General features: G+C 54.1%; 15 protein-coding genes. 8 read left to right on the forward strand and 7 right to left on the reverse strand.

What is annotated here, in order from left to right:
* Positions 1-63: 63 nt before the first annotated feature.
* Genes metG through nth form a run of 8 tightly spaced genes read left to right on the forward strand, consistent with a single transcriptional unit; the run spans position 64 to position 8339 of the window.
* A complete protein-coding gene (gene metG / locus CPA50_RS09945; RefSeq protein WP_096782416.1) occupies positions 64-2106 on the forward strand; it encodes a methionine--tRNA ligase in 2043 nt (680 codons plus the stop codon).
* Positions 2107-2142: 36 nt separating this feature from the next.
* Positions 2143-2724, forward strand: coding sequence for an electron transport complex subunit RsxA (rsxA, locus tag CPA50_RS09950; protein ID WP_096782214.1), 582 nt, complete (start codon positions 2143-2145; stop codon positions 2722-2724).
* Between the two features lie 15 nt (positions 2725-2739).
* Positions 2740-3318 carry an electron transport complex subunit RsxB gene (rsxB, locus tag CPA50_RS09955; protein ID WP_096782215.1) on the forward strand — a complete coding sequence of 193 codons (579 nt, stop codon included), beginning with the start codon at positions 2740-2742 and terminating at the stop codon, positions 3316-3318.
* Positions 3318-5177: an electron transport complex subunit RsxC gene (gene rsxC / locus CPA50_RS09960; protein ID WP_096782216.1), complete on the forward strand. Its 1860-nt coding sequence runs from the start codon at positions 3318-3320 to the stop codon at positions 5175-5177. The genes rsxB and rsxC overlap by 1 nt, the downstream gene beginning before the upstream one ends.
* Before the next feature lie 21 nt (positions 5178-5198).
* Complete coding sequence (rsxD, locus tag CPA50_RS09965) at positions 5199-6251, forward strand: electron transport complex subunit RsxD (protein WP_096782217.1); 1053 nt, start codon at positions 5199-5201, stop codon at positions 6249-6251.
* Positions 6252-6254: 3 nt separating this feature from the next.
* Positions 6255-6956 (forward strand): electron transport complex subunit RsxG, encoded by a 702-nt coding sequence (rsxG, locus tag CPA50_RS09970; protein ID WP_096782218.1) that lies wholly within the window; start codon positions 6255-6257, stop codon positions 6954-6956.
* Positions 6957-6958: 2 nt separating this feature from the next.
* Positions 6959-7672, forward strand: coding sequence for an electron transport complex subunit E (locus tag CPA50_RS09975; protein ID WP_096782219.1), 714 nt, complete (start codon positions 6959-6961; stop codon positions 7670-7672).
* Between the two features lie 28 nt (positions 7673-7700).
* Positions 7701-8339 carry an endonuclease III gene (nth, locus tag CPA50_RS09980; protein WP_096782220.1) on the forward strand — a complete coding sequence of 213 codons (639 nt, stop codon included), beginning with the start codon at positions 7701-7703 and terminating at the stop codon, positions 8337-8339.
* 70 nt (positions 8340-8409) lie between these two features.
* On the opposite strand, the gene rpoS is transcribed toward nth, so the two are convergent.
* The 7 genes from rpoS to ispF all read right to left on the reverse strand — a co-directional run bounded on the left by rpoS (position 8410) and on the right by ispF (position 14690).
* On the reverse strand, positions 8410-9399 hold the full coding sequence (rpoS, locus tag CPA50_RS09985) for an RNA polymerase sigma factor RpoS (protein ID WP_096782221.1): 990 nt from the start codon (positions 9397-9399) through the stop codon (positions 8410-8412).
* 164 nt (positions 9400-9563) lie between these two features.
* A complete protein-coding gene (locus tag CPA50_RS09990) occupies positions 9564-10328 on the reverse strand; it encodes a peptidoglycan DD-metalloendopeptidase family protein (protein ID WP_096782417.1) in 765 nt (254 codons plus the stop codon).
* A gap of 366 nt (positions 10329-10694) precedes the next feature.
* Complete coding sequence (locus CPA50_RS09995) at positions 10695-11585, reverse strand: DUF368 domain-containing protein (RefSeq protein ID WP_096782222.1); 891 nt, start codon at positions 11583-11585, stop codon at positions 10695-10697.
* Between the two features lie 80 nt (positions 11586-11665).
* Complete coding sequence (locus CPA50_RS10000) at positions 11666-12295, reverse strand: protein-L-isoaspartate(D-aspartate) O-methyltransferase (RefSeq protein WP_227519599.1); 630 nt, start codon at positions 12293-12295, stop codon at positions 11666-11668.
* Positions 12296-12318: 23 nt separating this feature from the next.
* Positions 12319-13089 (reverse strand): 5'/3'-nucleotidase SurE, encoded by a 771-nt coding sequence (surE, locus tag CPA50_RS10005; RefSeq protein WP_096782224.1) that lies wholly within the window; start codon positions 13087-13089, stop codon positions 12319-12321.
* Between the two features lie 33 nt (positions 13090-13122).
* Positions 13123-14214 (reverse strand): tRNA pseudouridine(13) synthase TruD, encoded by a 1092-nt coding sequence (gene truD / locus CPA50_RS10010; RefSeq protein ID WP_096782225.1) that lies wholly within the window; start codon positions 14212-14214, stop codon positions 13123-13125.
* Positions 14211-14690, reverse strand: coding sequence for a 2-C-methyl-D-erythritol 2,4-cyclodiphosphate synthase (ispF, locus tag CPA50_RS10015; protein ID WP_096782226.1), 480 nt, complete (start codon positions 14688-14690; stop codon positions 14211-14213). The genes truD and ispF overlap by 4 nt, the downstream gene beginning before the upstream one ends.
* Between the last annotated feature and the right edge of the window lie 25 nt (positions 14691-14715).

Consider the following 14715-nt stretch of genomic DNA (forward strand, 5'->3'; position numbering starts at 1 on the left):
AGGTATCATCTGAGCCCGTTTCTGACCATACAACCCTTATCTGATGAAAGGTTCGGACACACCATGACGCAAGCGAGTTCAAAGCAACAGCGCGATATTCTGGTTACCAGCGCCCTGCCCTACGCCAACGGCCCCATTCACCTGGGCCATCTGCTGGAATACATTCAGACGGACATCTGGGTACGCTATCAGAAAATGCGGGGCCAGAATTGCTACTACGTTTGTGCTGATGATGCCCACGGCACCGCCATCATGCTTCGTGCCGAGCGTGAGGGCATTACACCGGAACGCCTGATTGACCGGATTCGCGAGGAACATCAGACAGATTTCAGTGGATTCCATATCCGCTTTGACAACTACTACACCACCCATTCGGAAGAGAATCGCTATTTTTCCGAATATATCTACCGTCAGTTGCAACAGAACGGCCACATTGCCACCCGCAAGATTACCCAGTCCTATGACCCCGAGAAAAACATGTTTCTCGCGGACCGGTTTATCAAAGGCACCTGCCCCAAGTGTAAAACCGAGGATCAGTACGGCGATAACTGTGAAGCCTGCGGCGCAACCTATTCGCCTGCAGAGCTTATTAACCCGCGATCTGCAGTCTCCGGTGCCACGCCGATTGAGAAAGAATCAGAACACTACTTCTTCAAACTGCCCGAGTTTGCCGACTTCCTGGCTAAATGGACCCGCAGTGGAGCTCTCCAGCCCCAGGTTGCCAACAAACTGGATGAATGGCTGGATGCTGGCCTTCAGGAATGGGATATCAGCCGCGACGCGCCCTACTTCGGCTTTGAAATTCCGGATGCTCCCGGCAAATACTTCTATGTCTGGCTCGATGCGCCTATCGGTTACCTCGCAAGTTTTAAAAATTTGTGCAACCGGGAAGATATTGATTTCCAGCACTTCTGGAAAGTCGACTCCACCGCTGAGGTTTATCACTTTATCGGCAAGGACATCATTAACTTCCACGCCCTGTTCTGGCCTTCAATGCTTTACGATGCCGGTTTCCGCACACCAACAGCGGTCTGGGCTCACGGTTTTGTTACGGTCAATGGCAAGAAGATGTCCAAATCCCGCGGCACCTTTATCATGGCCCGCACCTATCTGGACCACCTGAACCCCGAGTATCTGCGTTATTACTTCGCTGCCAAGCTCACAGGTGGCGTGGACGACATGGATCTGAATCTGGAAGATTTTGCCGCCAGGGTAAATTCGGATCTGGTCGGCAAGGTAGTCAACATTGCCAGCCGCAGCGCAGGCTTCATTACCAAGCGTTTTGACGGAAAGCTTGGCGAAGTGACCGAGCTCGACAAGCTGAAAGAATTTGTAGATGCAGGTAAAGAGCTCGAAGACTTCTACGAAGCCCGGGAATTTGGCCGGGCCATGCGTCGCATCATGGAACTGGCCGACATTGCTAACCAATACGTTAATGACGAGCAGCCCTGGGTAATAGCGAAGCAGGAAGGCCAGGATGAAAAACTTCAGGCTATCTGCACCAATGCTCTCAACATGTTCCAGCTGTTAATGACATACCTCGCTCCGGTATTGCCAGATACAGCAAAGGCAGCAGAAGACTTCCTTAACGTCAGACTGGAATGGAACAACCGTAATGTGCGGCTGGAAAACCACAGTATCAGCAAGTTCAAACCACTGATGAACCGGGTGGACATGGCTCAGATCGAAAAAATGCTGGATGCCTCCAAAGAGGAAATGCCTGCAGCGATCGGTAAACCGGCCGAGCCCGCCCAATCCGAAAAGAGCGAAGCGATTGCCGATGAAATCGAATTTGATGATTTCGCGAAAGTCGATCTCCGGGTCGTTAAAATAGTGAAAGCCGAACACGTAGAGGGTGCAGACAAGCTTCTTCGCCTTACGCTTGATCTGGGGCATGGCGAACGCAACGTGTTTGCTGGTATCAAGTCTGCTTACAATCCGGAAGATCTTGAGGGCCGCCTTACCGTCATGGTTGCAAACCTCAAACCCCGGAAAATGAAATTCGGTATGTCTGAAGGCATGGTTCTGGCAGCCGGCCCGGGCGGCAAGGATATCTTTATCCTGTCTCCGGATTCAGGTGCGGTACCCGGCATGCGGATAATGTAAACAGAGGTCGAGGCAAAGCGCTCCGATGACGCAACAATGACAGATTATTTACTGATATTGGTCAGCACCATTCTGGTGAACAACTTCGTGTTGGTTCAGTTTCTCGGCCTGTGCCCCTTTATGGGGGTTTCGGGCAAGCTGGAAACCGCCATGGGCATGTCGCTTGCCACCACTTTCGTGCTGACGCTGTCGTCGGTGTGCAGTTATCTTGCCTACACTTACCTGCTCGCACCTCTGGATCTAGCGTTTCTGAAAACCATCACCTTTATTCTGGTCATCGCCGTGGTAGTTCAGTTCACCGAGATGGTCGTGCGCAAAACCAGCCCTCTGCTCTATCGCGTACTGGGCATTTTCCTGCCTCTGATTACCACCAACTGCGCCGTGCTTGGCGTGGCACTTCTTAACCTTAATAAAAACAACAACTTCGTTGAATCAGTACTCTACGGCTTTGGCGCTGCTGCCGGCTTTTCGCTGGTGCTTGTGCTGTTTGCCGCTATGCGCGAACGCATTGCAGTAGCCGATGTACCCGTGTCCTTTCAGGGGGCGGCCATTGGCATGGTTACCGCAGGGTTGATGTCACTGGCGTTTCTGGGCTTTACCGGCCTGGTCAGCGTTTAACGGAGACACGTTTTTATGTGGACAGGCATTCTTATTGCCGTTCTGGTTCTGCTCGGCCTTGCCTTGGTGTTTGGTGGCTTGCTGGGCTTTGCCTCTGAACGGTTCCGGGTTGAAGGCAACCCGCTGGTAGAGCAAATCGATGCATTGCTGCCACAAACCCAGTGTGGCCAGTGCGGTTTTCCGGGCTGCCGCCCCTACGCTGAATCCATCGCCAATGGCGATGCTATCAACAAGTGCCCTCCCGGAGGCGAGTCCACCATAAAGGCTCTGGCCGACCTGCTTGACGTAGAGCCTCAGCCACTGGACGCAGAGCACGGTGTCGAACAGGCAAGGCGCGTCGCCGTTATCCGGGAGGATGAATGCATCGGCTGCACTAAATGCATTCAGGCCTGCCCTGTCGACGCCATTCTGGGTGCTGCAAAGCATATGCACACGGTTATCGAAAGTGAATGTACAGGCTGTGATCTGTGCGTCGAACCCTGCCCGGTTGACTGTATTGACATGATCACCATTGAACCCGATATACGATCCTGGGTCTGGACACCACCCACTTCCGGGATTATTGCAACTGACCGCCAGGAGGCCAGCGCCTGATGACTCAGCTTTGGGACTTCAGCGGTGGCGTTCATCCCGCAGAACACAAACAGCTTTCTACCGGACGGCCTATTCGGACTGCTGGCATTCCCTCCCAACTGGTACTGCCACTTCAGCAGCACATAGGTGAACCTGCAGAGCCTCTGGTATCGCTTGGCGACCATGTACTGAAAGGCCAGAAAATCGCCGATGTCAGCCATGGCATGGGCGTTCCGGTCCATGCTCCTACCTCTGGCATTGTTGCAAGTATCGGTGACTATCCTGTGCCCCACCCTTCAGGCATGGCGGATAAATGCATCGTTCTGAAGCCCGACGGCAAAGATGAATGGTGCGAGCGTTACCCTCTCAGTGACTACCGGAAACTGGACCGGAATGAAGTTCTCGGGATCATTCATTCTGCAGGTGTTGCAGGTATGGGCGGAGCGGGTTTTCCTACAGATATCAAGCTGAAGCCCTCCCGTGATCGCAAGGTCGATACACTGATTCTCAACGGCGCCGAGTGTGAACCCTATATAACCGCCGATGACATGACCATGCGGGAGAGAGCTGACAAGGTCGTGGACGGGCTCAAAGTCATGGCCTGGATTCTTCGCCCTGAGCGTTGTGTTATTGGCATTGAAGACAACAAACCCGAGGCTGCGGCTGCCCTGCGCGAAGCTACCCAGGGCACAAAAATCGAAATTGCAGTCATCCCGACAAAATATCCTTCCGGTGGCGAAAAGCAGCTGATCCGTATTCTGACAGGAATGGAAGTACCCAGCGGTGGCATTCCTGCAGATATCGGCGTCATGTGCCAGAACGTCGGAACCGCCGTTGCCGTTGCACAAGCCGTGTTTGAGGGAACTCCGCTGATCAGGCGCGTTGTGACCCTGACCGGTGCGGCGCTGGAAACTCCTGGAAATTTTGATGTATTGCTTGGCACTCCTGTGCAATACCTGCTGGACCAGGCAGGCCTGCAGCCAGACGATGTCAGCCGGCTGATTCTGGGCGGACCAATGATGGGCTATACGCTCACTACCACAGCAGTGCCGGTTATCAAGACCAGTAACTGCATCATTGCCGCTACCGCCAGCGAATTACCTGCACCACCGCCGGAACAGGCCTGCATCCGCTGCGGCCAGTGCGCCGAAGCCTGCCCGATGGAACTACTGCCACAACAGCTGTTCTGGTACGCCAAGGCAGAAGAGTTTGAAAAAGCAGAGCATCTGAACCTGTTCGACTGCATTGAATGCGGAGCCTGTTCATACGTATGCCCAAGCTCTATCCCGCTTGTGCAGTACTACCGCTACGCCAAAGGCGAAATACGCCTGCAGCGTGCAGAGCAGCTCAAAGCGGACCGCGCCAGAGAACGTTTTGAAGCCCGCCAGCAAAGGCTGGAACGGGAACAACTGGAGAAAGACCAGCGAAGGAAGGAACGCGCCAAAGCCGCAGCCGAAGCTCAGGCTAAAAAGAAAGCAGACGCAGAAAAAGCCGCCGCCAATGGCGAAGCTGTAGACGAACGAGGGGCGAGATCTGCTCTGGTAGAGCAGGCTCTGGCACGGAAAAAGGCCAGCACCAATGCAGCCCGGATACAGCCAGCCGACAAACCAGAAGCTGCAACACTCCCTGAGCCTGCCCCGGAAGAGCCCGACATTGAAGCACTGGAAAAGCAGCTCACTCAGGCGCAGACCAAACTGGAAACCATGCAGGCAATGCTCGAAGATGCAAAAGCCCAGCAGGCAGACAACCTGGACAAGCTGGAACGTGCTGTCGCCAAAAACCATGACCGGGTCAAACGGGCACAAGATGCTCTGACAGAAGCACGCAGAATGCTGGCGCCTCAACCTGAAGCCCGGTCCGAAACCCAGCCCATTAAATAACCCGAATCAGGCCCGACTTTCATGGCGTTTGTTCAACAGTCCTCACCCCATGCTCACAATGCACGACCTACATCAAAGGTGATGCTCTGGGTCATCCTTGCGGCGTTGCCCGGCCTGCTGGCACAGACCCTGTTCTTTGGCTGGGGCAACCTGATTAACGTTGTCTGGTGTATTGCCATTGCCCTGGCTTCGGAAGCAGCCATCCTGAAACTTCGCAGCAAACCGGTCGCGTTTTTTCTCAGAGACAATACAGCCGCAGTAACCGGGCTATTACTCGGACTTTCCTTGCCGCAATTCGCACCCTGGTGGGTCTCTGCCGTGGCGGTGGTTTCAGCCATTGTTGTTGCCAAACAGCTTTACGGCGGGCTGGGCTCCAACCCGTTCAACCCGGCTATGGTGGGCTATGCGCTGGTACTGATTTCGTTCCCGGTTGCCATGACCACCAACTGGGCGGAGCCGGCGCTGCTCTGGGGCAATGCCCCCGGCTTTGGAGATACTCTGACCGCTATCGCATCCGGGCAGCAAACCGCCGTCGATGGCTGGACCATGGCCACGCCACTGGACGAATACAAACACAAAATTGCTACCCATACTGCAGCCGAAGTTCTGGTACACCCCACGTTTGGCGAAGGTTTTGCGAGAGGGTGGGAATGGGTCAACGCGGCTTTCCTGGCCGGCGGAATCCTGCTTATCTGCCTGAGAATTATCACCTGGCATATTCCGGTCGCTGTTCTGGGCGGACTGGTTGCGATGAGCCTGGCTTTCGGCAGCAACGCAGACCAATACGCTCCGCTGTCTCTGCACCTGCTTGCCGGGGGCACCATGCTCGGAGCCTTTTTCATAGCCACCGATCCGGTATCAGCTGCCACCAGCCATCAGGGAAAACTTATTTACGGAGCGGGTATTGGCGTACTTATTTATCTGATCCGCAGCTGGGGTAACTATCCCGACGCCGTGGCGTTCAGCGTTTTACTCATGAATTTTGCCGTGCCCTTTATTGATCACTACACTCCGCCAAGAACCTATGGGCACCACAAAGCTCATCGCGGACTGTCTGGCCGGGGCAGGAGCTGAACCATGGCCACAATGACTCAATCCATTCGCCGCAGCGCAATCGGTCTGGGACTGTTTGCCGTGATTACCGGCGGTACTATTGCGGTGACTCAGGCTCTCACCAGCGACCGTATAGCGGAACAGGCGGCCAGGGCAGAAGCCAAAGCACTGTTTGAGATCATTCCTGAAAGCACTCACAATAACGACCTGCTCAACGACACGGTGGTTCTGCCCGCAAACAACCGACTGTCGATTGACGGATCTGTGACTGCCTGGGTAGCTCGCCAGGACGGCCAACCTGTCGGAATAATTATGCCCGTCGTTGCACCAGATGGTTATTCAGGCACTATCAAACTGCTTGTAGGTATAGACCCGGAAGGCACTGTTCTCGGTGTGAGGGTTATCAGCCACAAAGAAACACCGGGGCTGGGCGACCGGATTGAAACCAGAAAGTCTGACTGGATCAAGGATTTTGAAGGGCGCTCACTCAATAACCCGCAGCCCCGTGAATGGAACGTCAAAAAGAATGGCGGCGTTTTCGACCAGTTTACCGGTGCTACCATAACTCCGAGAGCAGTGGTAAAAGCCGTACAGAAATCGCTGGTTTATTTCCGGCAGAACCGTCAGGTTATCCGGGCCAGCCTGAACAGACCTTCGTCAGGACAAGGCCCTGAGATTACCCCCGGGGATCTGACGGACACCCCCCTGAACCTGGAGCAATCCTGATAATGGCAACTAAAACTTCCGGTGAAATTATCCGTGACGGGCTATGGAGCAATAACCCGGCGCTGGTTCAGGTACTGGGATTGTGCCCTCTTCTGGCGGTTACAAGTACCGTAGTCAATGCAATCGGCCTGGGACTGGCAACACTGATGGTGCTAATGGGCTCCAACCTTGCAGTGTCACTGATCCGGAACTTTGTCAGCGAATCAGTACGCCTGCCGGCATTCGTGATGATCATTGCCTCATTTGTAACCTGTGCCGAGTTACTGATGCAGGCCTACACCTACGAGCTATACCAGATTCTCGGTATTTTCATCCCTCTCATTGTAACCAACTGCGCCATTCTCGGCCGTGCCGATGCCTTTGCTTCGCGCAATCCACCCGGCCCGGCACTGCTTGATGGAGCAATGATGGGCGCGGGCTTTCTGATAGTGCTCATTATTCTCGGCGGCATGCGCGAACTGATCGGCCAGGGCACCCTGTTCGTCGATATGCATCTGCTGCTCGGTCCCATGGCAGCGGATTGGGTCATAGAACCTTTTTCCAACTACCCGGACATGCTGTTCATGGTATTACCGCCCGGCGCTTTCGTTGGTCTAGGCTTACTGATTGCCATGAAGAACGGTATCGACAACCACTTGAAGGAGCGCCAGCATGCAACTCAGCCCGCAGCGGCACCAGGCAGCAAGCGTGTGCGCGTTACCGGAAATGTCTCATGAGCTACAGCGAGAGTGGTAATGAAACACCATGAATAAAGCCAAGCGTATTGAAATTTTTTCGCGTTTACGGGAAGCCAACCCCCACCCGACAACAGAGTTGAATTACAGCAACCCTTTTGAACTGCTCATTGCGGTTATTCTCTCCGCTCAGGCAACAGATGTAGGTGTCAACAAAGCCACTGACAAGCTCTTTCCTGTTGCGAATACACCAGAAGCCATACTTGCGCTGGGTGTCGACGGTCTTAAAAGCTACATCAAAACGATCGGGCTGTTTAACAGCAAGGCAGAGAACATCATCAAAACCTGCCGCATACTGATTGAGAAACATGACAGCATTGTTCCTGACAACCGGGAAGATCTTGAGGCACTGCCCGGAGTCGGCCGGAAAACTGCGAACGTGGTTCTGAATACAGCGTTCGGACACTTGGCCATGGCTGTCGACACCCATATTTTCCGGGTATCCAATCGCACAGGCATCGCACCGGGTAAAAATGTTCTGGAAGTGGAAAACCGCCTGATGCGGCTGGTACCCAAAGAGTTTCTTCAGGACGCCCACCACTGGCTTATCCTTCATGGGCGCTATACCTGCCTGGCCAGAAAACCCAGGTGTGGCGCCTGTATTATTGAAGACCTTTGCGAGTTCAAACAGAAAAACGATTACCTGTAACCTGCTGCCCCCATATAAAAAGCCGGCAATGGAAACCATGGCCGGCTTTCTGAAGTAATGTTCTGAAAGGTTATTTGAACAAAAGATTTCCCGTCAGCCCTTCTTTTTCGAGGATTTCACGTAAGCGGCGCAGCGCTTCTACCTGAATCTGACGAACCCGTTCCCGGGTAAGCCCAATCTCCTGCCCGACTTCCTCCAGCGTACTGACCGGGTAACCTCTGAGACCGAACCGTCTGGACAGAACTTCCTGCTGCTTGTCACTTAGCTGATCTATCCATTTTCCAAGACAGGAACACATATTATTGTCCTGCAATACATCAGCAGGGTCAGACGCGCCCTCATCCGCCACAGTATCCAGCAAGGACTTTTCGCCACCTGCACCAATAGGCGTATCCATGGAGGCAACACGCTCATTGAGGCCCAGCATGCGCTTTACATCATTAACCGGCTTATCCACCTGCCTTGCGATTTCTTCCGCCGTAGGCTCATGATCAAGCTTCTGAGTCAATTCACGAGCGGCCCGCAGGTACAGGTTCAATTCTTTGACTACATGGATAGGCAAGCGGATCGTACGGGTCTGGTTCATTATTGCCCGTTCAATGGTCTGCCGTATCCACCATGTTGCGTAGGTGGAGAAACGAAAGCCCCGTTCGGGATCAAACTTTTCAACCGCACGGATCAGTCCAAGGTTGCCTTCTTCAATCAGATCCAGAAGTGTCAGCCCACGATTGACATAGCGGCGGGCAATTTTTACGACCAGCCGGAGATTGCTCTCAATCATTCGTTTACGGCCGGATTCCTCACCTTTACGCGCCAGGCGCGCAAAATAGACTTCCTCTTCCGCAGTCAGAAGTGGTGAAAAACCAATTTCGTTGAGATAAATCTGAGTGGCGTCCAGCTGTTTTGAGCTGGAGTAATAGCGGCCCTGAGTGGAGAACCCTTCCTTGACTTCGGCCTTCAATGAGCTCTTTTCGACCTGCTCTTCTGCGAGCAACTGGTCCTCGGAGTCATCAACATCTGTTACACGATCAACAATGATACTTTCCTGTTCTGCTGACATATCTCTTGCCCCGCCTTTCAACAATCCCGGATGGTCGCCCGATACTTCTTTTTATTGCGGGCATTGGGTATCTGTTTTCTCTTCAGGATATTTTTATTGGCTTCAATGACCAGTTCATCTGCTGCGGCCATTATTTCTTCTTATTTTAAGCACCTTATATGTCATTAGCGTGATGGCAGGTAATGGATCGGATCAACCGGGTTACCATTTTTCCGAATTTCAAAATGTAACATCGGACGTTCTGAACCACTGCCTCCGAGCTCTGCTATGACTTGTCCAGCTTTCACTCCCTCCCCTTCACTGACCAGAATCTTCCGATTATGGGCATACGCACTGAGATAGTGCTCGTTATGATTTACAATAATCAGGTTCCCATAACCTAACAAACCATTGCCTGCATATACCACACTACCATCTGCGGCAGCTCTTACAGCATCCCCGGCTTTACCGGCAATATCAACGCCCTTGTTAACTTTTCCGGATGCTGAATAACCTGCAATTACGGTGCCAGAGTGCGGCCATCTCCACGGAATACCGGCTACCGTTTGGGTGCGCGCTGCCAGTGGGGCTGACGTATCAGACTTTCGGGTGACTGCTGGCTTCTGGGCAGTTACTGCTGCCGGAGCAGAAGAACGGGCCGCTGGTGCCCGGGAGGATGTGTTTGAAGATGGTCTGGAAACCTTTGCCGAAGTTACACCGCTACGAGTGGAGGTGACTGTACCGCGACGGTCCAGGCGGAGCACCTGTCCTGCCCGGATAGTCCAGGGCGCGCTGATTCCATTGGCACTGCCCAGCTCCCGATAGTCACGGCCATAGGTCCAGGCGATACCGTATAGAGTCTCACCTTGCCGGACAATATGGCGCCCCCAATAAACCGGCGGATTATAGATATCGTCCTGATGAAGCGCCTGAGTGTTGCATCCGCTCATTGCACCGGAAAGAAACAGGGAAGCAATCAGAAAAAGCCAGAATTTACCGGTTTCAGATACACAGGCTGAAGACCTGGCACCAAAAAGGAACCGCGGGGAGGCCGACAATACGGCACGAACTGACCCACGTAATAATCTCACTGAATAACACCGGCCGGGTTAGGAGTAATCTGTACAGGCTCTGAATATGCTCAAAGAAATCCCTGAAGTTTCAAAAGTAACTCGCTAATTTATTGCACATTTTGAACCTAAATCCAAGTTACTCACCGCCCACCCTTGTTACCTGCCGTTGTCTTTGTTACGGGTGGGAACAACAAGGTGCCTGTAAAGGTAACATGGGGTGAGCCCGGTACTGCTACATGCTGGCTACCCCACTTTATGATTACGCCCACCAATCCATTCAACCAGCAACACAAGAACAACACCCGCGAAAATCATTGTCGCTGCTGCCACAACTTGCGGATCCAGACCAGTAACATCCGCAAATGCCCCCGGGCTGATACTGACCTCATTCAAGGGCATTTGCCTGCCCGAACTGTCAGTTCTCCAGCTCAGCGTTTCCTTCCACGGCCATACCTTGTTCAGTGCCCCGATCATGAACCCGGTAAGCAGCGCCAGTACAGGGTCGTGGTATTTATGAAAAGCCCAGGTTATCAGCCTCGCAACCGATAACAGGCCCACCAGACAGCCTGCCATGAACAGCGACAACAAAGCGATATCAAAGGATTTGATCGCAGCCAGAACCGGAGCATACATCCCGGCAATAACCAGAATAAAACTGCCGGAAATACCGGGCAGGATCATGGCACATATAGCCACCGCTCCTGCCGCAAAAAAGTTAAGCGCCGAAGGGTTAAGCTGACCAACAGACAAGGTCGTAATCCACCACGCGAAAGCGGTCCCGAATACAAGGGGAACAAGCAAGGCTATGCGGTAATGCCGGACCTGACGGGCAACGTGCCAGACAGACGCAAGAATCAACCCGAAAAAAAAGCTCCAGATCAGAATCGGATATGCCACCAGCAGGAAGCTGATAGCCGATGCAAAAGCCGCTACGCTGACGAGGATGCCCGCCAGCAGCGTTGCAAGAAAAGAACCATCACAGGCCAGCCAGAAAGCCCTTGGTTTACCTCGGAACAGGTCTCTGAAGATAGCTCCCGGAACAGCGTTAATTGCTTCCAGAAGCCGGAAATATATGCCGGTTATAAACGCAATAGTTCCGCCAGACACGCCAGGAACTATATCTGCCGCCCCCATCGCCATGCCCCTCAAAAAAACAGAAGCTGGATGCTGTCCGCGGCTACCGCTCTGGGTGTTGGTTTCCTGCGAGCACCCCGTCACCGGACAACTCCACCCAACAGGGGGACAAAACGAACCGGTTCCAGTTCGCTACGCTCAAACCGGTCACCGTTACGGATAATCTCCACCAGTACCTGATGCTCTTCGCCCACCGGCGCTACAAGCACGCCTCCATCTGCCAGCTGGTCCAGCAGCTCGGCTGGTACTTCCTTCGGCGCAGCGGTAACAATAATTCCATCAAACGGGCCTCTTTCAGGCCACCCCATACCTCCGTCGGCATGCTTTAGCATGACGTTCCGGATGTTGAGCTGTCGCAGTCGCTCCCGGGCTCGGTCCTGAAGCGGCTTGATCCTCTCAACACTGTAAATCTGGCCGAATAGCTGCGACAGCACTGCTGTCTGATAGCCTGACCCTGTGCCCAGCTCCAGCACTCTGGCAGGTTCATGCCTGAGTAGCAGCTCGGTCATACGGGCAACAATGTAGGGCTGGGATAATGTCTGACCATAACCAATAGGTAGCGACGTGTCCTCATAAGCCCGATGTGACAGGGCTTCATCCAGGAAAATGTGGCGCGGCACCTGCCCCATGACGTCCAGCACGCGATCTGACTCGATACCATATTCCTGCAAGCGCTTCACCAGACGCATGCGTGTACGGTGGGAGGTCATCCCTATACCCTGAAGCTCACTGCTCACGCATCGCCTCCGACACCTTCCTGGAGAGAGTCTACCCAGCTCCTGAGGGACACAAGCGCTTCATGGCGAGTCATATCAATATGAACCGGCGTCAACGAAACGTATCCCTCCGCTACAGCGTGGAAATCGGTCCCAGGACCGGCATCGCCGCCTTTTCCTGCGGCACCGATCCAGTAGCGCTCCCGGCCTCGTGGGCAGGTCATAGGCACAGCACCTTCGGCCCGCTCCCGGTCGCCCAGCCGGGTAACACGGAACCCGGCAAGTTCTTCCCAGGGCACATCGGGCACATTTACGTTCAGTATGGAGCGAGGCCCCAGAACAAAAGGGTGTTCACTTTCCAGAAGCATACGCACAACTCTCGCAGCTGTGTCGAAATGATTGCGGCCCTCGTTCACCAGAGAGACGGCAATGGCCGGCAACCCAAGATGGCGACCTTCCGTTGCGGCCGCCACGGTGCCGGAGTAGATAATGTCATCCCCCAGGTTGGCATGGGTATTAATGCCTGAGACCACGCGATCAAAGGGTTCACGGAACAGGCCGTTAACCGCGAGGTGTACGCAGTCTGTAGGCGTCCCATCAATAGACCGGAAACCGTTCAGGTGCTGCTCAACCGTCAGGGGGCGGTTGAGCGTCAACGCATTACTTGCACCACTGTGATCCCTGTCTGGCGCCACTACTTCGAGGTCACCCAGGCCTTTGAGGCCTTCATAGAGGGCCACAAGTCCCGGTGAATGAACACCATCATCATTTGATAACAGAATACGCACAGTGCTCTCCAATAAATCGCTAGCCAGAATTCGCTAGCCGGATTGTTTGTTATGACGGCTGAGGCTCTCGTCCTCCAGCTCAAAAATATCGCCCAAAATCGTAGTGGCGTACTGGCCTGGAGCAAGAAAAAAGTCCAGTTCAAGATCACCTTCATCGAGCCAGGACCAACTCAGGCTTTCTGGCATCGCGACCAGTGGGCGACGTTCAGGCTTCATCCGGGTGGTCATAAACAGCGCAGCAAGTTCCGGAGTCTGTGCCACAGTGTCACGTTCACGGCGACCAGCCTCTCCTGAAGCGCTTGTACCGCCATCCCCCCATAAAGGACCTGTAGCCGTCTCAGCAGGTTCACCCTCAATCGGCGTCCGCCAGCAGCCCTCAGCTACACGTGACGCCAAAACTTCATTGAATAACCAGGAACGCGCAGCCGAAAAATACAATACGTTTTTATGGCCATCTCTGCCACCGCCTGACTTATTTGCCCCCCGGCCCCTGCGTCTGCCCTGCCCTCCGCGGCGATTCAGTGCAGCGGGATCGATATGAACCGCACGGTCCAGATTAGCACCATCAAATCCGAAGCGCTGAGGACCAAAGTAGTTGGGCGCACCCTGTACTTTCAGGCGCTCAAGAGCACTCTCGACGACCTCCCGATCTGCACTGATTTCCCGGAGCCTGATGGTAAAATGATTACCCTGATGGTCGCCACGGCGAAGTTTTCGCACACTACGGCATGCGGATTTTACTGGCCAGCGCTCCGAGATCTTTTCGATGAGCGCCGCATCATTCTCCGTCATACCTGGACGGTACAGGCTGAACCATTGACGGGTAACCGCGTGGCGATCCTTCAGTCCGCAAAATCCCACATCAAAGGTCCGGCAATCAGCAAGAACTGCAAGCTCTCTCGCCACAAACTCGGTATTGTCTCCGGTTTTTTCCAGGCGCAGACACAAATGTTCGCCCTCACCAGCAACATTGGGCGCCTCTGTCTGCTCAGGGAACTCCTCCAGAACTTCGCTAACCCGGAAGTCTTCCGCCACAGTTTTCAGGTGAGCGCTGGCAATGCGTGAACCTCCCGAAACAGGCCAGTCCAGCCGCCATTTCCCTGCACCAGCTTGTGTCTCGCTCACGATGCTACCCGCTCAAGCAGGCACACAGCCTGACAGGCAATACCCTCACCACGGCCAGTAAATCCGAGCTTCTCACTAGTAGTCGCTTTTACGCTTACACAGCTGACGGGAATGCAGAGGTCCGCAGCAATATTCTGGCGCATTACCTCGATATGAGGCGCCATTCTGGGTGCCTGAGCAATGATTGTTGTATCAACGTTCAGAACGCCGAAACCTTCATCCACCACCCGTGCCATGACTCGGCGCAACAGATCGCGGCTATCCGCACCTGCCCATTCGGCACTGGTATCCGGGAACAGGTGGCCAATATCACCCAGGGCAACCGCCCCAAGCAAGGCGTCCGCCAGTGCGTGCAGCAACACATCACCATCGGAGTGAGCCTTCAAACCCTGGCTGTAAGGTATGGAAACACCCCCGAGAATGACAGCATCACCCTCACCGAAGGCATGAACATCAAAGCCCTGACCAATTCGCATAATTCACTCCGGGAAATCCAGAAAA

The sequence above is a fragment of the Marinobacter sp. ANT_B65 genome (assembly GCF_002407605.1).
Taxonomy (GTDB): domain Bacteria; phylum Pseudomonadota; class Gammaproteobacteria; order Pseudomonadales; family Oleiphilaceae; genus Marinobacter.